The organism is Desulforamulus aquiferis (genome assembly GCF_030577015.1).
In the GTDB taxonomy this organism is placed as follows: Bacteria; Bacillota; Desulfotomaculia; order Desulfotomaculales; family Desulfotomaculaceae; genus Desulfotomaculum; species Desulfotomaculum aquiferis.
Map to the genome: position 1 here is coordinate 34,566 of NZ_JARPTC010000014.1, position 26,451 is coordinate 61,016.

Consider the following 26,451-nt stretch of genomic DNA (forward strand, 5'->3'; position numbering starts at 1 on the left):
TTTTTTTGTTTTTTGTACTGGGTTAATAAAGAAGGTAAAAATCTATAAAATTTGAGGAGGATCCAAGATGAAACGTTTTTCAACCCTAATTGTCCTGCTATTATCCTTTATGTTGCTTATGGCAGGTTGCCAGCAGGCCCCCAAAGAGGAAGGCAATAGTGAAGGTGCTAAGGAGCCGGCCATAAAAGATGTAATACTGGCCACCACAACCAGCACCCAGGACAGCGGCTTACTGGACGTTTTGAAGCCAGAATTTGAAAAGCAAACCGGCTACAACTTAAAGATCATTGCTGTTGGAACAGGCGCTGCCCTTAAGATGGGTGAAAAGGGTGAAGCAGACGTATTACTGGTTCATGCACCGGAGGACGAAAAGGTATTGGTAGATAGTGGAGTAGGTATAAATTACTCCCTGGTAATGCACAATGACTTTATTATAGTAGGCCCCGAAAATGATCCTGCAGGAATCAAAGAAACAAATACCACTGCAGAGGCCATTAAGAAAATTTATGATAGTGAAGCAATCTTTGTTTCCCGTGGTGATGACTCAGGTACCCATAAAAAGGAATTAGGGCTATGGAAGGAAGCTTCCCTTGATCCCAAAGGTCAAAAATGGTACCAGGAATCCGGCACCGGCATGGGTCAAACCCTTAATATCGCATCAGAAAAGCTTGGCTATACCCTTACAGATCGGGCTACCTATCTGGCACAAAAGAATAATGTAAAGCTGGATATCCTGCTTGAAGGTGACCAGTCCCTTCTCAATATTTATCACGTAATGAATGTTAACCCTGAAAAGTTTGACAAGGTTAACGCCGAGGGCGGCAAAGCCTTTGTTGACTTCATGGTAGCCAAAGAAACTCAAGATATTATTGGTAATTTTGGAGTAGATAAATTTGGCAGCCCTCTTTTCTTCCCTGATGCAGGTAAAGACAAATAGTGATGCAATTCTACCTCCCGGTCAACTTAGTCCGGGAGGTTATCTAATTTAGAGAAAAAAATTCCGGGATTACATCCCGGTGAAATCCAAGCAGGCAAGTTTATAAATTATTTTTAAAACCCCTTAATGAGTTTTGCTTAACTTGTCTTTCTGCACTTTTAGCATGTCTTTTTAGCCCTATTAACTCAAGGTCATGTTGTTTACATGCCACATATAGCTCCTCCCGAGGATAGACCACAGAATCAAGATAAGTACGAAGCAATCTATTTATTATAAGCTGGCGCTTTTCTAAGATACTCTCCCCCGTTAAATAATAGAAAACAACAATAACTGCTCGGGAATTAGTTCTCCTTTCCTCCCTCACCAGCCAGCCTTCATCAGCCATATTTGATAGCTCCATATATGTATCAAATACCTTATCACTAAATCCACCTAGGGCTTGGCTGATATTTTTAATCTGCCATTCTTCCCCGTCAAAACGACCAATAACTTCTCCAGGGCAAAAATAACATAAAAGTTTTCCTTTTTTACGCTGCAAAACAACCCCACCTTTCAAAAAGAAAAAGCTGAATAATGCACTTAAAGAAAAGCAGCATTATCCAGCCTAGTATGCCCAGGTAGATAATTCTCCTTTCCAATGGGAGGCCAGCCGGTTTCCCTGCTAACCCTAAACGGCCGGTAAACCCTGGCTAAAGCTTTAGGTTTAAAGGCTCGGAGAAACATTTAAAATTATAAAGCCGCACATAGTGCGGCCAGAGAAGGACATAGTAAATAATCCTACCCTCCTTTCCGCACGGGAGGCTTACCCGTTTCCAGATAAACCCTATCGGCCAAGTGAACCATGGTACTCTCTACCTTAGGTTCAGTGGCTCGGAGGATTAAATTTAGTTCTTAAAATATATATTCAACAACATACCGGAAATTCCTCTGTAACCTTTTGATATTTCTGATATATTATTGATTTCTGCCCAATTAAGAAGTATAAGGCTGAATACCTATGCTGGAATAATCTTTGTTAACTTGTTTAAGGTCTTTAATCGATATTTTCCCTTCGACCAACCAATCAAATTTAAGCAGCCGTAGTCCTGGCTAATGCTAAAAATGTTATCTATGGGTACACCTAGGATGTGACATATAATTACACGGTTAACCCCTGCATGTCCTGTAATTAGGATATTACCATCGGTATTTTCCATGATATATTGAAATTTATTTAATACCCTTTCAGATAATTGTCTAAAGTTCTCTCCTCCTGGAGGACGGAAGTTTGCTATATCCTTACCCCTTTGTATAAATTCCTTTGGAAACTTGCGGCGTATTTCTTCAAAATATAGCCCTTCCCATTCACCAAGGGATATTTCCTTCAACTCCTGATGAAGAATAGGTGTAAGGTTATGTTTATCAGCAATTATCTCTGCCGTTTGACGAGCGCGACGTAAATCACTGGAACAGATATGATTAAAACGGATACAGCTTAGCTCTTCCCTTAATCGGTTCGCTTGCATAACTCCTTCTTGGCTGATAGGTAAATCAATCTGACCTATAAATCTTTTGCCGCCTTTTGACTCTATCGCCCCATGTCGGATTAAATAAATATATCTTTGTTCCATTTAAAAACCCCTCAAAACTTATAAAATTATTTTTTCTAATGGAAGAGAAATGGCTTTTTCTATCTCACGCTTAATATTTTCTGCTTGGCTCAACCTTCTTGTGACTGCTTCTAAGGCGAGTGGTTCTGAGGCATACTTATGACTAGTCTCCCTAAGTCTTTGCTCTAAGGATATAATTTTATCATCTTTAACCAATTTATCAGCTAGGTATACAATTGAAGCTTCACTAAAGACCCGCTCGCTATTTACAGGTAGATCCATATGAATGGCAACAATCTCCGCAACCTCCGGGTAGCCTAACCTCCTCAAGCGCTCTGCCCCAACCTGGGCATGATTTTTTTCACCCCTTGCTAGATCGTGTAATAGGGCAGCAGACAAGACTAGCCCATGATTAAGGGTGTAGCCTGCCCCTGCTAAAGAATTTGCTATCCTTTCTGCCACCTGGGCAACGGTTTGGCAATGGCGTAGTACCTGCTCAGGAACCTCCCAATTATCAAGTAGCCTATGGCACTCATGTACAGACGGGATAACATAGCCGCTGACACTTTCACGGACCCTTTGATAGTCCAGAGGTGTATCCATATCTTGAAGAACCCCCTGGTCTTCCACCTCAATATCCAACACATCTGCCTCATATTCTTGCAGCAAAGACCTCAGCCCCCCTTCTTTGTCCCAGGATAGTATAGTGTCTTTATAAGCAGTTGAGATAAGTGGCGGGTGTCCACGCTCACCATTTAAACATGGGTATATAATTCCGGCAGAATTGCCGCGGTAAGCTGCTATAAGGGCTGTAATAGTTTTAGGGAGAACCAGGGGTATATCCCCTGGTAGAAAAAAGAAAGCTTCAATGGACGGTTCAATTATCCTTATCCCGGCCTTAACTGACGAGAACATTCCTTCGTAGTAATTGTTATTAGCAACAATATTAACTTTTAAAGGCTTTAGAATTGGCAGAAGTTCATTGGACTTATATCCAACCACTACATTTATGTTATTTATGCCGGCTGACTCAAACATCCTCACAGACTTTTCAATTACCGAAGTATTGCCTAGAGGTAATAGTGGCTTAAAAGACCCCATGCGCGAAGAAAACCCTGCTGCTAAAATGATGGCCGCAATGTTTTCTGTGTTTTTCATTAGCTTAGACCCGCACGAATTTTGATTAATTCTGCTGCAATGCTTACTGCAATTTCTTCCGGGGTCTCGGCAGCAATTTCTAAGCCTATTGGGCAGTAGACCCTTTTAAGATCCTGCTCAGTAAAGCCTTCCGACAGAAGGGAACGATAAAGGGTATCCCTCTTCCTCACACTACCAATCATACCGATGTAGCTGGCATTTGTCTTGAGGGCCTGGGCAAGGACAGTCTTGTCATGGGCATGGCCTCTGGTGACAATTACCAAATAGCTGTCCGGGTCAAATTTAAAGTCAGCAAATGCCTGTCCAAAGCTTTCTACAACCAGCACCTCGTCGGCTGTAGCAAAACGTTCGCGATTAGCAAATTCCCTTCGATCATCTATTACAACCGTTCTAAAATCTATCAAACCTGTCAATAAACCCAGTTTTTGAGATACATGACCTGCTCCGAAAATATATACCGTGCCATAGGTACTGATTGGTTCCACCAGGAATCGTTGATTATCAAAGGTCAATACCTGGGGGTATCTGCCCTTGGCCTGACCAGCAAATGATTCTAACAACTCATCTGGCCAAGAATATTCACTGCCATGGAAGGATCCGTCACTTTGAACTAAAAAGGATTGATTATTTTCCCATAAATAATTGGAGATAGGGGTTACCAAAACAGCTTTTTTCCTCTGTTCTATAGTGCTTATAATATTTCGATAGACATTAAGGAGAGTATTATTTGTGGCATCCATATATTCTATTAGCACTTCCAATCGTCCACCACAGATCATATCCATTTGGCCACCCTTACTGCCAGTAAGGTCATATTCTTTAATTAAAGCTCCTTTATTCTCGAAAAGTCCGGCAGCCAATTCTTGTACCATAGCCTCCACCTGACCTCCACCTATGGTGCCAAGGATAGTTTTGTCTTTTAATATTAGCATTTTCGCCCCCGCAGTACGTGGGGCAGACCCGGATTGTGTTAGAATTGTAGCCTGTACGAAGCTATTTCCCTGTTCAAACAACTGCAACATAGAGTGGTACAAATTTTTCATAACATCTCACTCTTTCTTAAGTCTTTAATGGTTCTTTTAGCAGCGGTACTTTTTAATTGTTCCGATAAAATCAAAAGCTTAATACCTAAGCAGCCTTTTTTTTCTGAATGATAAACTGAGGGAATGGTATTTAGATTTCTTCGGATTGCATCAAATATGCTGCCATTTTCCCCGTGGTTCATAAAAATCCCAATGTTTAGAATATCCTTACCATTTTCATTAGATAAGCTGGCTTGATAATTTATTACTCCAGCAACACTAAAAAGAACCTCGTCTAATTCACCTATGGTTAATGGTCCAGCAGGCAGCTGATATACACCCCTAACTCGGCCTTTTACAGGTGATAACCTTCTCAGAATGGAACCGCAATGGCAACGGTCTGGAATAAACCTGGCCAGGTCTCCTGTGCGATATCTTATTAAGGGCATGCCAACTCTGGTTAGGGTAGTAAAAACAACCTCCCCCTCTTCACCGTCTGGAACTGACTCTCCATTAGTCGGGTTTATTATTTCAAAGTAAAGATCCGCTTCCCTCATGTGATAGCCTGCCAAGGCCTGACATTCAACTCCACCACCTAGCCCCATCTCTGTCATGCCGTAGTGGCCATAGACCTGACAACCCCAGCTAAGCTTCAACTGACGGGTGATTGCCTGTGACACATAATCCGTACTTAAAAGAACGCTTTTTAATTGAGGCTGATATTTATTGATAGCCCCTCCCCAGTATCTTGCCAGGGATAGCACCTGGGTAGGTATCCCTACCAGGGCATTGACCTGTTCCTCCTGCATTATTTTCAGAGTCTTTTCCGGATCTTGCACAATTCCGTGGGGAATAGCTTTAACACGAAATCTTTCTAAAGCCCTCGCCAAGAGGTCTCCAACACTGCCAGGAAGCTGCCCTGGCAAGAGAATCAGGACTCTGTCTCCAGGTCCTACCAGGGTTGACATGCCAATGTGGAAAAAATCAATGGTTAGCTCTTGGTCCTCCTTAGTAAAGTACAGTCTTTTTGGCTTCCCGGTGGTTCCTGAGCTTTGAAGGGTAACTACCCTGTTAATGTAATCCTGGGAAACACAAAGGAAATGTAATGGGTTATTTCTGACGTCTTCTGAAGTGGTAAAGGGCAATTGCAGCAGGTCTTCAAGCCTATTGAGCTTATTAGGGTATTTCGAGAGATTTTTACGATAATAGGTGCTGCGGTTAATCGCTAAATCTAGTGTTTCCCTAAGTTTTTTAAGTTGGTAGTCAATAAGGCTTTCCCTGGTTAAGGAGGCTTCCGAAACCCCAAGTCTACCAGCTATCCAGTTTTGCAGCGGTGTCTTTTCCAAGGGCTAGCCTCCTTCACCGATATAAGGGCTGGCCCTTGCTGTTGGTTAGGTTGTAGGCACAGAAGGGTATCAGCCCTCCCTCGGGGGACATGACGTGGATGCAGCAATCCTTCAGCCTCTCTATATCCAGGTTCCAGGCATCCTGAAAGGCCATACCGGAGATACTGAAGGAATGGGTGCGGGTCCTTTCGATAAAGGAGTCCCAAAGGGAAAATGCTCCACCACCAGCACCCAAGGAAACCCCCAACTTTTCTGGTGCAGACCAATATTTAGCTACAAAATTTCTAGCCTTTGCCGCCCCCTCTTCGGCCTTTTCAACCTTTCCACAGCATCCCTCATGTTTTGTCCAGGGTCTTAATTCCCCCTCCGGCATCAGAATAAAATTACCATGAAAAGAGCAAAGGGCATTCTCACAACCCGGTGGCTTAAAGCTCTCCTTATTAATCAGTCCCTTGCTTTGAACTTCTATTTCCCTAATAACCTCCGGTATAGTAATGCGGTCATTATCTGCCGGCGGTTCTGGATAACGACCGAAATAACTTACCGGCTGAAAATGAACTCCCCTCACAGTTGGTAAATAATTAAGGGCTAGGTCAATAATGGCTCCAATATTATGCACGTTTACCCCAGGAACCAGGGTCGGTACCAGTACTACCCCAATATTGTATTCAACACATCTTTCAAGGGCTTTCTTTTTCAGATTTAATAGAGGCCTACCCCTTAATGATTTGTAAATATCATCCTCAGTCCCGTCAAACTGCAGGAAAATAGAAGTTAATCCAGCTATTTTACACTTTTTTACAAAGTCCGGGTCTTCTGCCAATCGAATACCATTGGTGTTCAGTTGAATGAAGTTGAAGCCAAGGGATTTGCCAAGCTTTATTATTTCCGGCAAGTCATCCCTAAGGCTAGGTTCCCCTCCTGAAAGTTGAATATTATAAGGGCCACCGGCCAGCAATACCCTCTCAAACCAACCCTTGATAACCTCAAGGTCCGGGTCAGGAAGCTTTTTGGTTCCGGCATCGGCAAAGCAGAAGGCACAGCCTAAATTGCACCTCTTTGTTATTTCTAATAACACCGTACAACTGTGCTGTCTATGCTCAGAACATAGACCACAATCAAAGGGACACCCCCTTTGCACCTCTGTAAAAGACAGCTTGGGGCGGGAAGGTATCTTAGGCCTTGCCCATCCTTGGTAATCTATTGATTCTGGTGATCCCTTCCAGAGAATAGTTTCAAAGGAGCCATGCTCCGAACATTCTTTAACAAGGAAGACATCTCTTCCCTTAAGCTCCCTGCGGGCAGGAAGCCTTTTCATACATATTGGACAAATGCTTGATGTGTTACTTATTGTCCTATAGTTTTCCTTCATCATATCCGTACCTCGGTAGTATCAATTCCGTAGTTTGCCAATATTTCTTTCACCTTGTCATAGGTTGAACCTACTATATTGCCACAAGTCATAGAAACTATCTTGTATTGTAAATCATCACCTAAAATATCGGCACAGGTAATGCCGCCGTATTCTGTTCCCACCTGTTCTTTAAACCAATCCACCAGTTCGTTAACCATCAAATCAAATTTCTCATGGGGTTGTTCTTCAAGGGTACCCTTACCTGCATATAGCCCCAGCAAGCAAGCAGCACCCGTCAAAGCCCCACAGGTTTGGCCGGAAAACCCCATGCCACCGGCCAGTCCCGACATGGCTCTAATTAGTTCAATATCCTTTTTTCCTTGGGCCTCGAGACCCATTATTAATAGGAGCTGACTGCAGGAGAATCCCTGCTGGGACAATTCAAACATACGGAACATATCCTCGGACAAGCTGCCATCTCCTCTCCAGCAAGCTGTAATCATTCCTTATCCTTATGGGCTATTAACAGGAAGTAGCTGGGCTTTGCCCCTTTGATGATAGCCTGTACCCAATTTACATCAAAATCACCAGATCCGGCTTGCTGCCAAAAATTATTCATTGAACCATAAGACATTATTAATTTGAAAACCAATTCCTTTAAAAGTTCAGAGTGATCCTGCCAATAACTCACCCTAAAGCCAGCCTTGCTAAGCTTAGCTTCCAATTCCAAACGAGTCCTGGCACCGGTGAGACAGCTGGCCAGGGGTAGTTTATGAAGCTCAGAGACAAAATCCTGGTTCCGAACATAAATATCAGTCACCACCAAGCAACCTTTTTTCTTTAAAACCCGGTGGCATTCTTGTAAAGCCAAATCAGGATTTTCCATTACCGACAGGGTACATTCTGCAAAAATGCAATCCATAACACCCTGTTCGAAGGGTAAAGCTTCCCCCGCGGCCTGTAATATAGGCAGGTTCTCTGTTCTTTGTCGACCCTTAGCTAATAGAATCTCAGATGGATCTACACCCACTGCATTATAGTTATATTTTGTTATCAGGTATTCGACAGTCGCTCCTGTCCCACAGCCAATATCTAGAATATTGACCCCTTGTGGCAATGCACATAGGTTTAAAGCCTGATCTGTCAGCCTAAAACCCCCTGGTCGGATACTGTCACCCGTTACTTGTCTGATGGCATTGCCTTCATATAATTTGCATGTTTTATTTGAGGACATATTTTCACCCGTCAAAGACATTATTTATCTTCCAAAGCCTTCTCAACCTCCAGCATCTTGCCGATAGCTAATTCTTCCGGAATGTACACTAATCCGCATTTAGGACATTTGAGCAATTCAATGGGAAATTTATTATTTAAATAAAAAACCTCAACCTTTCCCAGTTCCATAGGTATTTGACATTTCATACAAGCTATAGACTTAGCTTCTTTCTTGTCCTGTCCTTGGCTCATGAATTCACATCCTCATTAATTTCCATTCGATGAGAATAGGTGTTAAAAATCATATATCCCTCCGGCTGGGGCAGGTACTCAACCCAATAAGTTACACTTATTGGTCTATGGTAAGCCAGGTAATGACCATTTTCCTTGATTTGCATTTTTGTGCCGGTATTTTCGGCAAAATGAATAACCTTTTGTATGTCTTCAGTAAGAATCAGGCGATCCTCCATAAGCTGGCTTACTGATTCAGGGATGATTAGCTGTATACTTTCAAAGGCTTCCTTTTCTTCCAAAGTCTTCTCCCCCCAAACCTCCTTAAGTATTTTATTCTTCAGTCTGACCCTGTTTTCGCGTCGCTGGGAATAGCCGGGACCCCTTTTTGCCGGGGCGTGGGGATCTGCCTGGCCGTAAATAACATCAAGGAGATGATAGGTCTTTTTACCATGGGCAGCAAAATTATCCCGACAGATGGCACAGTAAGCAACATAGTCCACTGGACTTTCACTAATACGCCGCTTAACCACCTGATCTGCTAATCCTTTGTTGGCAAACTGCATCATTCCACCGTAACCACAGCATTGGGTCTTGTCCTGACTGGTGGGCAGTTCTTCAAGCTGACAGCCAATTTGGCCAATTATTTTTCTAACAACCCCATGTATATGTCCCTCATCCCTACTGGTACAGGCATCATGAACAGCAACAATAAAGGGTCTTTGCATATCGTCAACCTTGGGCAAACCATATTCCAAATACACTTCCCATAGGGATACCAGTTCAATCTCGGGCAGGTATTTCTTAAAGGTTTGATGGCAAGTGGAACAGGCCAAAATCATCCTTGGTTTTCCTAGGCTCCCCCACTGCTCTTTGATCTGCTGCAATTCCGAAAAAAACAAATCCATTTGTCCTGACCATTCAGCAGGCGCACCACAACATCTCATCATCAGCCCTACACCCCCAGAAAGTTTCTGGGTTAAATAGGTATATGCCCTTTGTACATGTTCGGGAGCGGAAGCAGTTAGCTGGCAACCGGGATAAAAGGCATGGCTACTTGCATTACAGCCAGGCTGATGAAGGGTTAAGACACATTGTTCTCCATTGCTGAATTTCATATCTCTAATTGGAAAATCATGGGCCGATGGAGGCATTTTACCCTTCTTGACCATCTCCATACGGACCTCTTGACAAAGTTCACCCAGGTTTAGGCCCTCCGGGCAAACCTTCTGGCAAAGTCCACAAAGGCTGCAGGAATTAATCAGGATATTTGCCTCGTGCCTACCCTTAATCATTTTTAAATTATGGTTGATTTGCCTTATAAATTTTTTTGGATACCCCTTAAAGTGGGTCATGTACTGGCATACCTTAACACATTCTAAACACTGACAATCCAAACATCTGCCAGCCTCCTGCATGGCTTCATGCTTGCTATAAAAACTCCTGCTGTTTCCCATTGGTACAGGTGGAACAGGTTTTACTCCCTGTGTACTGGTAAAAAGACGTGTTGGGTATGAACCTTCATTCTCACGGACAGCACTTAGAGAAACGCCCTGAAGGTAGCGGTCAATGGATATAGCCGCCCTTCTGCCATCGGAAAGGGATGTAATGGGCGAGTAGCTATACTCCCTTAGCAGGGTACCACCGGCAAAGACACCCTTCTGCCCGGTTTCATAGGTAACGGGATCTACCTTCAACTTCCCCTGTAAATCAAGGGGCAGCTCAAATTCATTAACCATCCTTCCGGTTCCCAGATAAATAGCACTAAATTCTTTATAGATTGATTTTAAAGAAATGTCTAATCCTACACTGGTATTTAGTTTAATAATCACTTCAAGTTGCTTTATTACTGCCAATTCTTCATCTATTATTTGTGGTGGTAAATCTACCTCGGGTATGGTTCGTATTCTTCCACCCAACCAGTTCCCCGACTCAAAGAGGGTAATCTGATACCCTTTTTTTGCAAGCTCATAGGCAGCCGTTAGACCACTTAAGCCACTGCCTACAACCGCCACTCTTTCTTTCTTACTTTTTGGGGTTGAGATTTTAGGCGGATCAGCTTGAACCTGTAAAACACAGGCCTTCTCTAAGGCAGCTATGGACACGGCTCCTCCCACCTCCTGCCGTTTACAGGCCAGTTGGCAGGGATGATCACAGATACGACCAATAATGGCTGGAAAGGGAATAGACTTTCTATATATTTTTAATGCTTCAGCTAAGCGACCGGCCTTGATTTCTCGTATGAAACCCCTTACATCCATGTGAGCGGGACATGAGGTGGTGCACCCTGGTGGCTGCTCCTGAATACATTTCTCTTCAAATTCAAATATTCGTTTATGGTCCATGTTATCCACCCTTCAAACCTAAAACGAACTAAAAGCGCGAGACTGTTTAGTTCGTTTTAGGCAAGCCGTTATATCAGAAATTCAAATGTATTATTTTAGAATTCAGGGTTTTTTATGGGACGTTTAACAACAGGTATTTCTTTACCTTGGAGACCAGCCAGTACTTTTTCCGGTAGGGCTGGAAGTTGAGTAATACGTACGCCGCAAGCATTGTAGATGGCGTTGCAGATGGCTGCATGGGGAGCAGTCAAGGGCAGTTCTCCTACACCAGATGCACCGTGGGGGCCAAATTTACGTGGGAAATTCACATAAATTATATCCAGGTTATCCGGAACATCCTTGATATATGGGATGCCGCAAGCTGCCATGCTGGTATGCTTCTTCAAGTCCTCGAAGTCTTCGGTAAGTGCCAAGCCTATACCTTGGGCTAAGCCGCCGTAAATTTGACCGTCGAGAACGGTTTGGTTAATAATTTCTCCCACATCAGCAGCTAGAGTCATATTTACAACTTGAACCTTGCCGGTCTTAGTATCCACTTCAACTTCAGCCAGGAAGATACCATACATATATGTGGCAAAGGGTTTACCTTGACCCTTTTCATCGCAAGCAGTGCAGTTATCTGCAGCTGTACTCCACTGACCAACATATTTTAACGGAATACCCTTAGCCACTGCCTCGTCATAGGTCAGATAGGTGCCGTCATCCTTCTTCAGTGCGTTCACCAATTGCTCGCAACCGTTAACGGCAGAATTACCAACAACAAGCTGAGAACGGCTACCGCCAGCAGGACCACCAGCAGGAGCTAAATTCATATCGTTCATAACCAATTTAATTTGATCCGGTTTAATACCCATAGGACGTAATGCTTCATGGGAGGTAGCCAGTAGACCCATGTCCGCACCCTGACCATGGTCTTGCCAGTTTGTGCTTACCTGAACCCTGCCGTCTGCCAGTAGTTCAACCCAAACTTCAGCACCATCAACACCATCCAGTCCACAACCATAGGCACCCACGGATACACCTACGCCCCGCATTTTTTCCGGAGTTGAGAGCTTTTTAGCATTTTCTAAAGCTGCCTGGTATTTGGGACGAATAGCATCAATTAAGGCAGTCATGGAATATACCTCTGGCTCATGGCCTGAGGGATTGGTATCTCCGGGGCGATAAGCGTTAATATAGCGCAGTTCCAGCGGATCCATGCCTAACTTCTCGGCTAAAACATCCATTAAAGTCTCGGAGGCAAAGAAGCTCTGGGGTGAACCATAGGCCCGGAAGGCGGAACCCCAACCATGGTTGGTGCAAACTGTGTAGCCGACACCCTTAATATTGGGAATACCATAGCCGGCACCGATAAATTGAGCGCCACGCAGGGTAAGCAGGTCACCGAATTCAGAGTAAGGACCGTGATCCACTGCCCAGTTGCTTTCCATGGCAATAATTTTACCGTCTTTGTTAGCGCCGTATTTTAAATCAACAAAGAAGGGAGACCTTTTGCCGGTGTAAGTAATCTGCTGATAGTAACTGAAATTCAGGAAGCAAGGCTTGCCTGTAGCCATGGTGGCAGCGCCAACCAGGGCTTCAATGGTGGGGCTAAACTTGTAGCCAAAGGTTCCACCCACACCAGGGAACTGGGATAGGAATAGGTTTTTGCCAGGCTCAAGTCCAAGACCTTCCCCAATCATAAGGGCATGCAGGTCTAGACCAATACTCTTGGATAAAATTTGTAAGTTTCCATTGGCATCATAGTAAGCAGCTGCCACGTCTGGCTCAATTGGTAGGTGGGGTTGACGTCCCACGAATAAATCTTCCATGGCTACAACAACATCTGCTTTTTCCATTAAAGGAGCAGTATCTTCACCCTTTTCGATGGGCTGCTTATAATATACATTGGGGGTTCCGGGATGAATTTCGATGGCATCAGGCTCCATGGCAGCAGGTGCACCCATATAAGCGGGCAGGATTTCCAGCTCAACCTTAACCTTTTCCACAGCAGCCTGGGCATTTGCTTCAGTATCGGCACATACGATGGCAATGGCATCGCCGAACTGGAATACCTTTTCGTCGCACAAAATGGGACGGTCGAAGCTATCACCCTTGTTGCTTGGGAAGTTTAAGCCATTGATTCGGTTTTTGCCTTTAATGTCTTTATGAGTAACAACCTTGTATACACCTGGCATATTTTCAGCTTCAGAGGTGTCGATGGACTGTATTTTGGCATGAGAAACCTGTGCCTGAACCAGTTTTAATTGCAGGGTGCCAGCGGGCATCTCCAGACCAAAATCAGAGCCATATTCAATGGTGCCTGTAACTTTACCAATGCCGGAGGGACGTGGATAGTCTGTACCAAGGATCTTCCCATCAGCTGGCATTTGGAAGCTTAAATCTTCCACAGTAATCTCGCCGCGCATTAATTGGGCAGCAGCCATTACAGCATCTACGATGGGCTTGTATCCCGTGCAGCGGCAAACGTTTTTGTGCTTCTGGAACCAGGCCCGTACGTCTTCACGGGTGGGGTTTGGATTTTCATCTAAGAGAGCTTTAGCCGATACAATAAAACCGGGTGAGCAAAAACCACACTGGGCTGCTCCGTATTTAACCCAGGCCATTTGTAAAGCGTGCAGGTTGGTGGGAGTACCAATTCCCTCAATGGTAGTAATTATTGAATCGTCGGGTAAGCGCTTCATCTTATAGGCGCAAGACAGGGTAACCTTGCCGTTTAAAATTACAGAGCAAGCACCACACTGGGCTTTACCGCAACCGACTTTGGTTCCGGTGAGATGTAGCTGTCCCCTCAGGACATCTACCAGCATGGCTTCCGGATCGGCAACCACAATTGAATTGACTCCGTTAATATTAAGCTTCTTTTTTATCAACTCGTACACTCCTTTTTGTTTTTATTTAAGGCTTTGAGCCTCAAATTTTTTTAAATACTTTTACCAAAACCACAGTCAGGATATCTGCATTCCTTACAGTTAACACAGAGTCCACCGTGACCTAGGGCCACGATATCCTTACGGGTTATTTCCTCACCGGCGAGAATCCGTGGGACCACCAGGTCAAAAATGCTGCTGCGGCTGTACATTACACAGCCAGGCAGACCTAAGACAGGAACATTTCCTATATAGGCCACCATAAACATAGCCCCTGGTAATGTTGGTGCACCATAGGTTACAATGCGTCCTCCTGCCGCCCTGATACCGGCAGGAGTCAAATCATCGGGATCCACTGACATGCCTCCGGTAACTGTAATCATCTCAGCCCCCTCTCGAAGTAATTGGTTGATTGCATCAACAATCATATCTGTGCTGTCAGACACAAAAATTTGTTTGAAGACATAACTCCCCCAGGTTTCCATCTTTTTTGTGACTACAGGTCCGAATTTATCCTCTATGCGTCCGTGATAGACTTCACTTCCTGTTGTTACAACACCTACTTTAAAAGCTTTAAAGGGCTTAACTTCTAACAGAGGGTAGTTCATTCGACATATTGCTTCAATATTGCGAATTTTGTCGTCCTTAATAACTAAGGGGATGATTCTAGTTCCTGCCAGAATCTTATCCTTCTCAACTATTTGGTTAGTATGAATGGTTGCAAACATTACCTCTTCAAGCTCGTTAATACTATAAAGGGCCTCTGTGTTTACTTTAAGCAATCCCTTTTCCTTGGCCACTAGATTTACCTTGCCCTCCTTTGGTTCAGTAAGGGCTATACCACCTCCAGCAGCCGACCTGGCAATCCTTAGAGCTGCATCATCCTCGTGGATAAGCTCATTATTTATCTCCCATACATATAAGTTTTGTTTACCTATATCTAATAGCTTGGGAATGTCTTCAAAGGTTACTATATGTCCCTTCTTGAATGCCCGACCCTTAAATTTACCCGGGATAATTTGTGTAATATCATGGCAAAGGACCATTCCCACCGCTTCTTGAACCGATACCATTTTCATAAACCCATCTCCCTTGTGTTAGGTCAAAATAAAAATACCAGGGTGCTGTGGATGGATAAACAGCACCCTGGTATTTTCACTGCCAAGGTTAATTACTGTACTCCTTTCCACAGGGGAGGCTTACCAATTTCTCAGTAAACCCTAACGGCCGGGAGATCTTAGCTGCAGCCTTAGATCTAGCGGCTCGGAGACAAAATATTAAGTTATATGCAACGCTTAACTAACTAAGTCTAATTTTTTAGCCAAGGAGGACACCCTCTCGTTCTCTATACCATAAATGACAATGACGGTCTCTTCAACTTCGATTTTCATTTTTATCGTAGTGCTTTTACCATCAAGTCCCATGTAATACAATAGATTATTATAATTATTCCGGTTTGTTTTTACTATTAAATTCCCGTCTTGGTTCAGCCCATACTCAAAGAAGTAAAGCTTGCAATTATAGTTGTTTTTAAATAATACCTTTTGTTTATCGGTAAATTGTTGCAACTCAACTCCTTCAAGCTGTTTTGCTAATATTTCAACTATTTCTAGCATTATTAAATACCCCCATATTAAACTTGATGACCTTGGCAACTGTCAGTCTGAGAATGAGTTAGACTTGCTAAACGAATAGCTGCCAGCATCCCAGGTTTTAGTAAATAGCCCTTACTACTTTCTCCGAGGAAGCAATATTTATTACTTGAGTGCTCTCGTATAAGCCTTCCAATTTGCCAGGTAGCTACCCCCTCGACTTCTATAAAGAGCTCAATTGGATAGCCTTCCTTCAAATCAATATTAACACCATCTATCCGGTACAAACCATTTTGGGCCAGATAAATTTTTCCTTCTATTCGTTTCTTAGATAGATAACTAACATCTTTATGAAGAATATTTATGTCGTCATAATAGCTTTCACTGAGGTTGACTAACCTGTCCAATTCAACCTGCTCCATCCCCTCCGCTTGCCCTCTAAAATTCCTTAACTCTAAAATTCTTTCCATACTAGCCTTAACCTTTTCCAGGTAACTTGCTAAGCTATTAGCCTCAGCATCCAACAAGTCTTTTACTTTAGCCATTTTATCACCTCAGCTTTGTTCATGAAAAAAATAAAGCCAGGATCTCTGCTAAGAAGCAGGCAGATCCTGGCATTTTTGGCCAAGTATTACCGTACTCCTTTCCACAGGGGAGGCTTACCAATTTCTCAGTAAACCCTAACGGCCGCAAGATCATAGCTATTGCCTTAGAGCAAACGGCTCGGAGTTATTTTGAATTAAGAAATATAATTGCAATAATCGTACCAAGGAAAAATGTTCATATTTATTACAATTATGATTCTATTTCTAGACAGTTGTTCCATTATGGAATTTATCTTGTTCCAAAAAGAGAAATTTGTTAGAAATTTTAGTAATCATTCAATTTAGGTGGTAATATATCCATTCTTAAATAAAAAGCATATTTTTATACTATACAGTTTTATTCTATGAGCGCAGTTAAATTCCTCTCTCCTAGTTAATACTTTGGGGAAAGTTAAAAACATTTAGTGGGTCATATATAGCTTTTATATAGTTAAGGATATTTGCATTTTTACCAAAGTAAGCTTCTTCATAATTTTTTAGAGGACTGAAAGGAAAATTTATATATGAACCAGTGGTGATCCCTTTGAGAAAATCAAATTTATCTTGCACCCATAGTATATTTTCCGGTTTGAATGCCGGCTCTTCCCATACAGACTGAATTCCCAATATATACTTTGCGTCTCTGTAGTAAAAGGCTGTATATTACCATTATTATTTTTTTAAATTTATTAAAAAATAATAATACTTTTATTTGCACACTACTGAATTGGTCTTAAAAAAGATTACTAAATGTAACATTGAAATTTAATTTACCATATAATGTATTATTCTAAAGCAAAGGGGGATTTACACATGGGATACTCCTGTGGCGGCTCAGGATACGGAGGGTTTTATGATCCTGCATTTCTTATCTTTCTGATCCTTATTTTGTTACTCCTAAGTACACCCGTTGGTTACTATGGTGCTAGTTAATAATATTTCAAACTGCCGGCTGACCAAAAATAACTAACCACATATATAGTGGCTAGTTATTTTTTTATACTTGTAACAACTAATTCATATTTCCATACAATGTACTATCTACTAGCAAAGGGGGATTATAAATGGGTTTTTCATACGGTGGCGGAGGATGCGGAGGATCTTATGATCCTGCATTTCTTATCTTTCTAATCCTTATTCTGTTACTTCTAAGCACTCCATCAAGACCTTGTACTAGGGGTGAATAATCAGCTTTTTAATAGGAATATAGCTAACCATATTTGAAGTATGGTTAGCTATTTCTATGTCTATGGGCTATTATCTTCAAAAACTTTGCAAAATTAACTCATTGGCATTATTTTTGTCTGATATGAAGTATTTATGATATAATTAGAAATTGTTGGCTTCAACTAAATATTTCATGAAAGTTGGTATTTAATGCTTAGTACACAAGGATTATCCCTTCGTTTTGGAAAACGGGCCCTCTTTGAAGATGTTAATATTAAATTTACACCTGGAAACTGTTACGGACTCATCGGTGCCAATGGAGCAGGTAAATCAACATTTCTAAAGATATTGGCGGGGGAAATAGAACCCAGCTCAGGCTCAGTAATTATTACTCCCGGGGAACGCATAGCAGTTCTAAAGCAGGATCATTTTGAATTTGATGAGTATGAAACCTTAAAGGTTGTTATTATGGGACATGCCCGGCTTTATTCTATAATGGAAGAAAAGGATACCCTTTATGCAAAGCCCGACTTTTCAGAAGAAGATGGCATCAGAGCCTCTGAATTGGAATGTGAATTTGCGGAGCTAAACGGCTGGGATGCAGAAACCGAAGCCGCCCGTTTATTAAACGGTCTGGGCATTAACGAAGAACTTCATTATAAGACCATGAAGGAATTGAGCGGGGTTGAAAAACTAAAAGTCTTGCTGGCCAGGGCCTTATTTGGCAATCCGGATATACTATTGTTAGATGAACCAACCAACCACCTTGATCTGGAAGCCATTTCCTGGCTGGAAAATTTCCTTTATGAATTTAAAAATACTATTATCGTTGTTTCCCACGACCGTTACTTCCTAAACAAGGTTTGTACCCATATTGCAGATATTGATTTTGGCAATATTCAATTGTATGTAGGTAATTATGATTTTTGGCTTGAATCAAGTCAGTTGGCCCTGCAATTAGCCAAGGATGCCAACAAGAAAAAAGAGGAAAAAATCAAGGACCTGCAACAATTTATTGAGAGATTTAGCTCTAACGCTTCCAAGGCCAAACAGGCTACTTCAAGGAAAAGACAATTGGAAAAGTTAACCCTAGAGGATATCAAGCCTTCTTCCCGCAAATATCCCTATATTGATTTTAAGCCGGATCGGGAGGCCGGTGACCAAATCCTTAATATAGAGAGTTTAAGTGTTACAATAGATGGCGAAAAAATATTAAAGGACGTAAGCCTTACTGTAAATAAAGGTGATAAGATTGCCTTTGTGGGTCCCAATGGCCCGGCAAAAACGACACTTTTTCAGGTATTAATGGGCGAAATAACTGCAGATAGTGATAATTGCTTTAAGTGGGGCATATCCACTACCCAGGCTTACTTCCCAAAGGATAACACTGGTTATTTCAATACTGATTTAAATCTGGTTGACTGGCTTCGTCAATTTTCCAGGGACCAGGAAGAGACCTTCGTGAGGGGCTTTTTAGGCAGAATGCTTTTTTCGGGAGAAGAAACTCAGAAAAGTGCTAGGTTACTCTCCGGTGGGGAGAAGGTACGCTGTATGCTGGCAAGAATGATGCTAAGCGGAGCAAATGTGTTATTATTTGACGAGCCTACCAACCACCTGGATTTGGAGTCTATCACTGCCCTTAATAATGGTTTGATTAAGTCCGACAATACAATCCTTTTTGTATCCCAAGATCATCAGTTTGTACAGACCATAGCAAACCGAATTATAGAGATTACACCAAAGGGTCTTATAGATCGCGAAATGTCCTATGATGAATATCTAGAAAATGAAGACGTTAAAAAACAGCAACTTACTTTCTATGAAAACTAATACGAATAAATGGAAGGGTTTATGCCTATTAGGCCTTACCCTTCCATTTATTGTTCTAATGGGCTAAGAAAATTATACCAAACAGCATGGATGAGACAATTAAAATAATAGGGTGAATGTCCAGCCAAAATATGGCTAACAGGGTAATGGCCAAAATAATCCAAGTGACTGGGATAGGAAAAGAGTTGAATCCCATATCCCAAACTGTTTGTATAAGTAGTGCAACCACCACGGGACGAACTGCCTTTAGTGCACCAACCATTTGTGGAGCATCCTTATACTTGAAATATAGACTTGCCAGACCAACCATAGCCAGGGCCGTTGGTAGCACTGTTCCTATTATTGCAGAGGTGGCACCTGCAATTCCGGCAATTTTATAACCCACGTAGGCTGACATTTTAGTGGCTATGGGACCAGGCAAAGCATTTCCCATGGCCAGTGAGTCCGTAAACTCTTCAATTGTCAGCCATTTATAATTATCAACCACCTCATGTCGAATTAAGGGTATTACAGAGGGGCCACCTCCAAAGCCAAAGATATTAGCCTTGGCAAAGGCGACAAATAACTGCCACAGTGCTATATAGAGAGGTACAGCTACTGCCGCTGCAGCAACGGCTGCCTGAGCTTTTTCTTTAGTAGGAGCTCCGATATCCATTGGTTTAGAATCCATTAAAAGCACACCTTTCTTATTGGTATACGGTATACCAATGTTGGGTAATTTAAATTACGTTATAAACAGCCTTTAAAGTTTACTTTTTTGAATTGCAATTTCATTGAAATAAGCTCGTCTAGAGTTATCTATATGCTCCCTGGCAATCCTTTCAGCTAAGGCTCCATCTCTAATTTTAATGGCTTCTACCAACTGGCGATGCTCCCTTGTAGCTTCCTCAACACGACCTGGATGGCAGTAACCAACCCTGGTATACCTGGTGATATGATCTACTAAGGTTGTAATCATACCGTATAAACGATTGCTATCTGCAGCCCGGTAAATTAAATCATTATAATCCTGATGAATTTTTTCAAGTTTTTCAAAGTATTTATCCTTTGACAGCTCCTCAATTGCTTCAATATATTTGATTAGTTGTTGTAGCTGGACTTCAGTTATTTTTTCAGCTGCCATGCGTGCAGCTAAACCTTCCAGTACAGCCCTGATTCTATATATATCTAATACTTCGGAATCTGTTACTTGGGATACCACACAACCTACCCTGGGGAGATGGGCCACTAAACCCTCTAACTCTAACATACGTATAGCTTCCCTTACCGGTGTTCTGCTCACCCCAAGCTGCTCGGCCAACTTACGCTCCACCAAACGATCCCCAGGCTTTAGCAGACCTTTTATCATTGCCTGGCGTAATCGCTCATATACCTTTTCCCTTATCTGAGGATAGGGCTCATTTTCAATGGGCTGTAGACAGTTTTCTACCATATTTTCACTCCCTTTATGGTGTACTGGTATACCAGTATATTCGATGGCCTATGTAATATTCCTTCATAAAATAAATATTTTTTATTGGGTGGAGCTTAGCTTGTTGTTCACTAGTGTATATTATTATAATTAAAACTGCTAGATCCCTTCTGAATCTAGCAGCTTATTATTTGATCTGTTTCTTTGCTAGCAATATTGTAGTTCTTTCTTTTCCCCATCAACAAAGTTAAATACCTCATCTAATTCCTCAGCTGTAAAATCCCAGGCAACATTATGGGGCGGCACAGGCTCTTCAAAGAATTCTGGCAGCCTGTCAGCGGCCTTGTTGATACCAGCTGCTTCATTAAATTTTCGTTCAACACCCAGGACATATTTGCCCAATTCTATTATGTCATCCTCTGTGGTGTTGGGACCTATTCTAGCGTCAATAAGATCTATCATGGCCTGATAGACCTCTGGCTTATCTAATAGGCTAAAGGCTACAAAAAGGCATAGGCCAGCGCTGTCTATAGCTGCTGTGGCGATTTGCAAATCCCTGGATAGTTTAATGTTTCCCTCTTTAACCAAAGGATCAATATGGCCGCCAACCTTTAAGACATTATGGGTAACGGAGTAACCGGCTGTATGGTCAGCACCCATGGGTGTAGTTGCATAGGTTACCCCGATCCCCTTTACAGCCCTTGGATCGTAGGCTGGGATGGCCTGGTTTTTTACAACTGCTACCCTATCAACACCGAAGGCTTTGCCGGTAAAGGCAGCTCCGTTGCCAATAATTCGCCCAAGATAGCTTCCCTTTCCGATTTCCCTAAGCAGTCCCAACATTCCCTGCCCATCTCCAAAGGGTATGATGCCACCTTCCATAGCTGTTGAAATGGCAACCGCTGTTTCTATGGTATCAATCCCGATATCATCACAGATACGATCGGCCTGGGCGATAATATCTAAATCATCCACCATACATACCGCGCCAAAGCCCCATATCGTTTCATACTCAAAGCCGGCAGTAACAAAATTACCATCTTTGTCATTATAAACCTGGGAACAGCTGATTACGCAGCCTGCATGGCAATTATGGGTAGGCTTGCCCTTACGGTCCACTATATACTCATACATCGTCTCCCCACTGATCTTGTTAGCACCTTCAAAACGACCCATTCTGAAGTTTTTAGTGGGCAACCCGCCGGCCTCATTAAGTATGTTTACCAAAACGTTAGTACCATAGGTTGGCAGTCCTTGTCCTGTTACAGGATGTTCCTTTAAACCTTTAGCAAATATTCGGGCTGCATCCATGAATTTGTTTTTATCGGTAATAGGCACACCTGGCCCGCCTTGATCATCTATGGTGATATACTTTATTTTTTTAGAGCTCATAACCGCTCCAAGCCCACCTCGTCCTGCACTGCGGATATAGCCATGGTAATCTTTGATTGAAATATTGGCGGCAGACATTTTGTATTCGCCCGCTTGTCCAATTGTGATAACACCTATTCTATCACCAAACTTTTTTGACAACTTATCTATAACCTCATAATTTCCTTTACCTACAAGCTCTGTTTCTTCCTGAATTTTTACTCCACTAATATCAACATGCAGGCTGTAAAATGTATTATCTTCAGGCTTTCCTTCAATTATAAGAGCTTTAATTCCTAGCTTGGCAAGTTTCTGGGCGGCTGATCCACCAGAATTACTCTCCTTTATTCCTCCTGTTAATGGACTCTTAGAACCCACAGACATACGTCCAGAGTTTGCTGCAGCTGTACCGGTTAACAAACCTGGAGCAAATACTAACTTATTTTTCTTTCCTAAGGGGTGGCAGGTTGGTTCTACTTCCTCAGCTATTATAGTTGAGGTTAAAGCCCTCCCACCCAGCTTATGCCATTTTTCAGGAACACCTTCACTGGTCACTGTTAATTTAGTCATATTAACCCGGTAAATCTTCATACACATCACCTTTTTTCTAATTTTTCTTATTATTTGTATCTATGCACCCTTTATTCTAGGTAATCTCCTTATAGTAGTTTATTAAAAATTAAAGTAGGCCTTAGGCAGTATATTACTAATGCCTAAGGCCTACTTTAATTTACTCATGCCGATAATCCAGGATTTTTTGTGATAATCCTTGTAAATACCTTTACCATATACTCATCAAATTGACTTCCTGCATGCCTTTGCAATTCAACCAGTGCCTGTTCCATAGGCATTCCTTTCCGGTAAGAACGATCTGAAGTCATAGCATCCCAGGCATCCGCAACTGAAACAATACGAGCTTCAAAGGGAATATTTTCACCCATTATACCAGTGGGATAACCCTTACCATCCATTCTTTCATGGTGATAGTGTATGATCGAGCTGGTACTCTGTAAAAAATCTACCGGCTGTAATATTGCCAGACCAATGACGGGATGTTTCTTGATCTTTTCATATTCATCCTCTTCCAGTTTACCGTTTTTATTTAAGATCGCTTCCGGGACTCCTATTTTACCGATATCATGCAGTAATGCCCCATATTCAATACTTTGAATTTCCTGATTACTAAGTTTTAGCCCTCTGGCAAGGGAAACAGCCAGCTTTGCCACATTTTTAGAGTGATTGCGGGTGTATTTGTCCTTGGCATCAATTGCTGTAACCAATGCTTCAATGGTTTTTAAAAAAACTTCTTTCTTACCATTTTCTAATTTTAAAAGGGTATTATGCAGTACCAATGCTGCCTGGTTAGCAAAGACAGAAATAGTAGCAATATCCTGGGGTAAGTAATTTGCCAAATGCTCCTGATCCCCAGAATTCTTCCTATGCATTAATACTAAAATTCCTATAGCCTTTCTTTCTACTATCAGTGGTACAGAAATAAAGGATAGTAGCTCAGGATCTGCCTTGAGCATCTCTCGGAAACAGCTACTGGTATTGTTTAATGAAATTACATCCTTTACTGCCCCAGACTTCCTTATAAATTCAGCTTTATCAAGAATGCTCTGAAATTGGCCGTCGCTTAGATCTCCTCGAACCAGCATAATCCTAGCTTCCTTGGTAAAATGATCCGTTAATAATACGCCACCGGCTTCACTCTTTGTAATTTGAATAGCCAAATCTAAAATCGCTGCTAGAGTACTGTCCATGTCATTGTTTTTAATCAGTGTTATTAAGACTTCATTTATAAACTGCATTTCACGAAGCCTTTTTATTAGTTCAGATTTATTGGTGTTGGAGTAAAAACTAGCATTTACTGCATTTAGTATTCCAGTTTGCAAAGACATTTCGGCACCTCTTTTTTCTCATGTGTTGTATTTCCCTTAAAATATTTTGGCTTAACCCACATTAGCTAGTTAAAATATACCAACTTATAGGGTAATGATAATGATAATCTTTATCGCTGTCAAGTTAAATATTTCACACTCCTAACAAAACTAACCCCCTAAATTAATTCTGGAGGGTTAGTTAATGTCGAAGTATTTACTCCGACATTTCAAAATTGAAAGTGGACCTATTATATCATCCTGTATATTTGATTAGTCATCCAACATTATTAAGGTGAATAGACTACAGTTACCTCATTTGAATTTTGGTTCCAGTATACACTGCACCCCATGTTTTCAGCTATGAACCTAATTGGGAGCATAATTCTCCCCGGTTCGACGACAATAGGCTTTACCTTTGTGTTGCTGGAGTCAATTAGCCTAGCTTGGCCATTTACCCTAGCTGTGTTATTTCCGATCCATAGTTCTATTACATTATTCTTCATGGTTATAGTAACCTTTTGCTGAGGATTATCCCAGGCTGCTTTGGCTCCAAAAGCCTCTGCCACATAACGTATAGGTAGGTAAGTTCGGGAGTCTCTAATGATTGGTTCGGTATCCATTGTTTTTTGCTTGCTATTAACATAATATGTGTTTTGACCTATTATCAGGCTGATGATTGTGTCTTGGTCACCAGTGGTGGCATTAGCTTCATTAGAGTAGGGTGACTCACCTGCGTTATTATATGCCCTCACCCTATAGGAGTATTTGATTTTATTAGCTAAGCTGCTATCAGTATAAGCTGTAACATTTGGACCAAGGGTCTTGATTTCCTTATAACCTTCACCCGGTCTTTTTCTCTCAATTTTAAAACCTGTTTCGTTTTTGGAATTATCTAACCAGGTCAGGGTAATTTGCAAAGGCGTCACAGTCTCGGCGGTTAATTTAGACGGTGCGACAGGGATACTACCCATAATGGCGCTTACCTCGTTGGAGAAGGACGAATTAATTTCGGAATTATAAGCCCTTACTCTATAGAAGTGCTTGGTGTTATTGTAAGGCTCAGAATCTATATAAGAGGTAGCATCCTCTTTAACCTTTGCTATTTCCGAATAGCTACTGTCTAAAGTTTTTCTTTCAATAATAAAACCTGTTTCATTTTTTGAATTATCTTTCCAGGTCAGCTTAATCTGTGATGCATCAAGATCAACTTCCGCCCGCAAATTAGTTGGTGCCGTAATTTTAGGCAGTTCGTCCTGTTTTGCCCAGATCGGATTGGTCATAAGACAAAAGGATATTACAACTAGTAATAGGAATGCAATTTTTTTCATCTTAACCCCCCTTTAACAAAAGTTGTAACCTATATAAAAACAAAAAACCTCTCTAAGAAATCGTAATTTCTCAGAAGGTTTCACCCACAGAAGTTCCCTCAGCTTTTTTATAAAAGTTGACTACTCATATCCGTATACCAGGTCAAAGCTTCTTTTCTTTAATAGTTAGACGATTATCAAGCTTTAGAATATCATCCCAAATAGCATTAACAGATTTGTTTAATTGCGTAACGTCCTTCTGTAGCTTCCTCTGACCTTTTTCTAAGTTAATTTGACCCCGTCTTAAGTCAAGTATGCCCTGCTCCAGGTTATCCATCCGCTCATTTGTGGACTGTAGCCCTTCTTCAAGGGAACGTTGTCCTTCTTCAAGGGATTTTTGCCCTTCTTCAAGGGATCGTTGTCCTTCTTCAAGGGATCGTTGTCCCTTTTCAATTGTATCGAGCTTTTCATTTATTGGCTTTAATTCCTGCCGTAATTCCTTACGAACTGTCTGCATTTCTTCCTTAATGATCCCTCTAAGCAACTCGGCAATTTCGTTATTCTGCATATTATTCTCCCCCCCCATTTCCTTAGGCTTCACTTCATCAATTAAGACCTTCTAATGTAATTATAGTATAAAATTACATAGAACTGGGGGAAATTCATAATTGTCTGTTCACCATTTTGGAGCATGTCCACCACTAATTTACTGCATAACCTCAGCAACAGGTCCAAATTTGGTGGCTTTTTTCAATACAGAAGTCCAAGGCTACTAATAATGAGAAACCAAAGTTTCCTGCCAGTAATATCTCTAAATCAGGCGTTTACTTATCACCTGTTCTATGGCTTTGCTGACTTCCTGACTGTTTAGCTCACCTAGCCACCGATGTAAAACATTGCCCTCACCGTCCAGCAGAACCAGTGCCGGAGGAATTTGCACTTTCATATCCTGGGATATTTTCTTTAATTGATCGTATTCAGTCTCACTATAAAGGGAAGTATCAATCCAGGCAAAATTAACTTGATCACGGTATTTCTTTTCTAGTTGCTGCACCACCGACCGGTGGCGGGATAAGTACTCCTTAGTACTGGGTCAGCAGTCCGATTACATCACCCCATTTTTACCAGTATGTCCAGGCATTGTGACCAGTACAATACCCCTGTGTGGCTATATCACCGCTGGTGCTGCTGGTTTAATGGTAAGTGAATATTGATATAATTATACCATGTCATATATGG

General features: G+C 41.8%; 24 protein-coding genes and 4 riboswitches. Of the genes, 2 read left to right on the forward strand and 22 right to left on the reverse strand.

Annotated features, from left to right (window positions below):
• Nucleotides 1–67: 67 nt before the first annotated feature.
• Entirely contained in the window at nt 68–937 is an 870-nt protein-coding gene (locus P6N53_RS09845) for an ABC transporter substrate-binding protein (protein WP_304542682.1), read from the forward strand.
• 100 nt (nt 938–1,037) lie between these two features.
• Here P6N53_RS09845 and P6N53_RS09850 read toward each other — a convergent pair whose 3' ends face one another.
• The 15 genes from P6N53_RS09850 to P6N53_RS09920 all read right to left on the reverse strand — a co-directional run bounded on the left by P6N53_RS09850 (nt 1,038) and on the right by P6N53_RS09920 (nt 16,813).
• Nucleotides 1,038–1,475, reverse strand: a complete 438-nt coding sequence (locus P6N53_RS09850) for a hypothetical protein (protein ID WP_304542683.1) — start codon at nt 1,473–1,475, stop codon at nt 1,038–1,040.
• A gap of 73 nt (nt 1,476–1,548) precedes the next feature.
• A riboswitch (molybdenum cofactor riboswitch) is annotated at nt 1,549–1,666 on the reverse strand.
• A gap of 37 nt (nt 1,667–1,703) precedes the next feature.
• A riboswitch (molybdenum cofactor riboswitch) is annotated at nt 1,704–1,825 on the reverse strand.
• A 107-nt stretch (nt 1,826–1,932) separates the two neighbouring features.
• Nucleotides 1,933–2,547, reverse strand: a complete 615-nt coding sequence (cobC, locus tag P6N53_RS09855) for an alpha-ribazole phosphatase (protein ID WP_304542684.1) — start codon at nt 2,545–2,547, stop codon at nt 1,933–1,935.
• Between the two features lie 18 nt (nt 2,548–2,565).
• A complete protein-coding gene (locus tag P6N53_RS09860; protein ID WP_304542685.1) occupies nt 2,566–3,684 on the reverse strand; it encodes a DVU_1551 family NTP transferase in 1,119 nt (372 codons plus the stop codon).
• Complete coding sequence (locus tag P6N53_RS09865; protein WP_304542686.1) at nt 3,684–4,727, reverse strand: XdhC family aldehyde oxidoreductase maturation factor; 1,044 nt, start codon at nt 4,725–4,727, stop codon at nt 3,684–3,686. The genes P6N53_RS09860 and P6N53_RS09865 overlap by 1 nt, the downstream gene beginning before the upstream one ends.
• Nucleotides 4,724–6,052: a DVU_1553 family AMP-dependent CoA ligase gene (locus P6N53_RS09870; protein WP_304542687.1), complete on the reverse strand. Its 1,329-nt coding sequence runs from the start codon at nt 6,050–6,052 to the stop codon at nt 4,724–4,726. The genes P6N53_RS09865 and P6N53_RS09870 overlap by 4 nt, the downstream gene beginning before the upstream one ends.
• A 13-nt stretch (nt 6,053–6,065) precedes the next feature.
• A complete protein-coding gene (trsS, locus tag P6N53_RS09875; RefSeq protein WP_304542843.1) occupies nt 6,066–7,424 on the reverse strand; it encodes a radical SAM (seleno)protein TrsS in 1,359 nt (452 codons plus the stop codon).
• Nucleotides 7,424–7,876, reverse strand: a complete 453-nt coding sequence (locus tag P6N53_RS09880) for a DVU_1555 family C-GCAxxG-C-C protein (RefSeq protein ID WP_304542688.1) — start codon at nt 7,874–7,876, stop codon at nt 7,424–7,426. The genes trsS and P6N53_RS09880 overlap by 1 nt, the downstream gene beginning before the upstream one ends.
• 29 nt (nt 7,877–7,905) lie before the next feature.
• Nucleotides 7,906–8,661, reverse strand: a complete 756-nt coding sequence (gene trsM / locus P6N53_RS09885; protein WP_304542689.1) for a DVU_1556 family methyltransferase — start codon at nt 8,659–8,661, stop codon at nt 7,906–7,908.
• Nucleotides 8,661–8,873 carry a DVU_1557 family redox protein gene (locus P6N53_RS09890; protein ID WP_304542690.1) on the reverse strand — a complete coding sequence of 71 codons (213 nt, stop codon included), beginning with the start codon at nt 8,871–8,873 and terminating at the stop codon, nt 8,661–8,663. Before P6N53_RS09890 ends, trsM begins: the two co-directional genes overlap by 1 nt.
• Entirely contained in the window at nt 8,870–11,197 is a 2,328-nt protein-coding gene (locus P6N53_RS09895) for a pyridine nucleotide-disulfide oxidoreductase/dicluster-binding protein (protein WP_304542691.1), read from the reverse strand. The genes P6N53_RS09890 and P6N53_RS09895 overlap by 4 nt, the downstream gene beginning before the upstream one ends.
• Before the next feature lie 95 nt (nt 11,198–11,292).
• The gene (locus tag P6N53_RS09900) at nt 11,293–14,070 is read right to left on the reverse strand and encodes a molybdopterin-dependent aldehyde oxidoreductase (RefSeq protein ID WP_304542692.1); all 2,778 of its coding nucleotides are present in this window, start codon (nt 14,068–14,070) and stop codon (nt 11,293–11,295) included.
• 50 nt (nt 14,071–14,120) lie between these two features.
• Nucleotides 14,121–15,146, reverse strand: coding sequence for a molybdopterin-binding protein (locus tag P6N53_RS09905; RefSeq protein WP_304542693.1), 1,026 nt, complete (start codon nt 15,144–15,146; stop codon nt 14,121–14,123).
• A gap of 84 nt (nt 15,147–15,230) precedes the next feature.
• Nucleotides 15,231–15,348: riboswitch (molybdenum cofactor riboswitch) on the reverse strand.
• Nucleotides 15,349–15,362: 14 nt separating this feature from the next.
• Complete coding sequence (locus tag P6N53_RS09910; RefSeq protein ID WP_304542694.1) at nt 15,363–15,683, reverse strand: DUF3909 family protein; 321 nt, start codon at nt 15,681–15,683, stop codon at nt 15,363–15,365.
• Between the two features lie 17 nt (nt 15,684–15,700).
• Entirely contained in the window at nt 15,701–16,204 is a 504-nt protein-coding gene (locus tag P6N53_RS09915) for a hypothetical protein (protein WP_304542695.1), read from the reverse strand.
• A 78-nt stretch (nt 16,205–16,282) separates the two neighbouring features.
• A riboswitch (molybdenum cofactor riboswitch) is annotated at nt 16,283–16,400 on the reverse strand.
• 233 nt (nt 16,401–16,633) lie between these two features.
• Nucleotides 16,634–16,813, reverse strand: coding sequence for a BBE domain-containing protein (locus P6N53_RS09920; RefSeq protein ID WP_304542845.1), 180 nt, complete (start codon nt 16,811–16,813; stop codon nt 16,634–16,636).
• Between the two features lie 807 nt (nt 16,814–17,620).
• Here P6N53_RS09920 and P6N53_RS09925 point away from each other — a divergent pair.
• Nucleotides 17,621–19,240, forward strand: a complete 1,620-nt coding sequence (locus tag P6N53_RS09925) for an ABC-F family ATP-binding cassette domain-containing protein (protein WP_304542696.1) — start codon at nt 17,621–17,623, stop codon at nt 19,238–19,240.
• A 55-nt stretch (nt 19,241–19,295) separates the two neighbouring features.
• Here the strand turns inward: P6N53_RS09925 and P6N53_RS09930 are convergent, their stop codons facing one another.
• The 7 genes from P6N53_RS09930 to P6N53_RS09960 all read right to left on the reverse strand — a co-directional run bounded on the left by P6N53_RS09930 (nt 19,296) and on the right by P6N53_RS09960 (nt 26,266).
• Complete coding sequence (locus tag P6N53_RS09930) at nt 19,296–19,910, reverse strand: chromate transporter (protein WP_304542697.1); 615 nt, start codon at nt 19,908–19,910, stop codon at nt 19,296–19,298.
• Nucleotides 19,911–19,982: 72 nt separating this feature from the next.
• Nucleotides 19,983–20,672 (reverse strand): GntR family transcriptional regulator, encoded by a 690-nt coding sequence (locus P6N53_RS09935; RefSeq protein ID WP_304542698.1) that lies wholly within the window; start codon nt 20,670–20,672, stop codon nt 19,983–19,985.
• A 186-nt stretch (nt 20,673–20,858) separates the two neighbouring features.
• Nucleotides 20,859–22,613, reverse strand: a complete 1,755-nt coding sequence (locus P6N53_RS09940; protein ID WP_304542699.1) for an aldehyde ferredoxin oxidoreductase family protein — start codon at nt 22,611–22,613, stop codon at nt 20,859–20,861.
• Nucleotides 22,614–22,756: 143 nt separating this feature from the next.
• Nucleotides 22,757–23,923 (reverse strand): HD-GYP domain-containing protein, encoded by a 1,167-nt coding sequence (locus P6N53_RS09945; RefSeq protein WP_304542700.1) that lies wholly within the window; start codon nt 23,921–23,923, stop codon nt 22,757–22,759.
• A 269-nt stretch (nt 23,924–24,192) separates the two neighbouring features.
• Nucleotides 24,193–25,233 carry a stalk domain-containing protein gene (locus tag P6N53_RS09950; protein ID WP_304542701.1) on the reverse strand — a complete coding sequence of 347 codons (1,041 nt, stop codon included), beginning with the start codon at nt 25,231–25,233 and terminating at the stop codon, nt 24,193–24,195.
• Between the two features lie 142 nt (nt 25,234–25,375).
• The gene (locus P6N53_RS09955) at nt 25,376–25,780 is read right to left on the reverse strand and encodes a coiled-coil domain-containing protein (RefSeq protein ID WP_304542702.1); all 405 of its coding nucleotides are present in this window, start codon (nt 25,778–25,780) and stop codon (nt 25,376–25,378) included.
• Nucleotides 25,781–26,023: 243 nt separating this feature from the next.
• Nucleotides 26,024–26,266 (reverse strand): TlpA family protein disulfide reductase, encoded by a 243-nt coding sequence (locus P6N53_RS09960; RefSeq protein WP_304542703.1) that lies wholly within the window; start codon nt 26,264–26,266, stop codon nt 26,024–26,026.
• Nucleotides 26,267–26,451 lie beyond the last annotated feature (185 nt).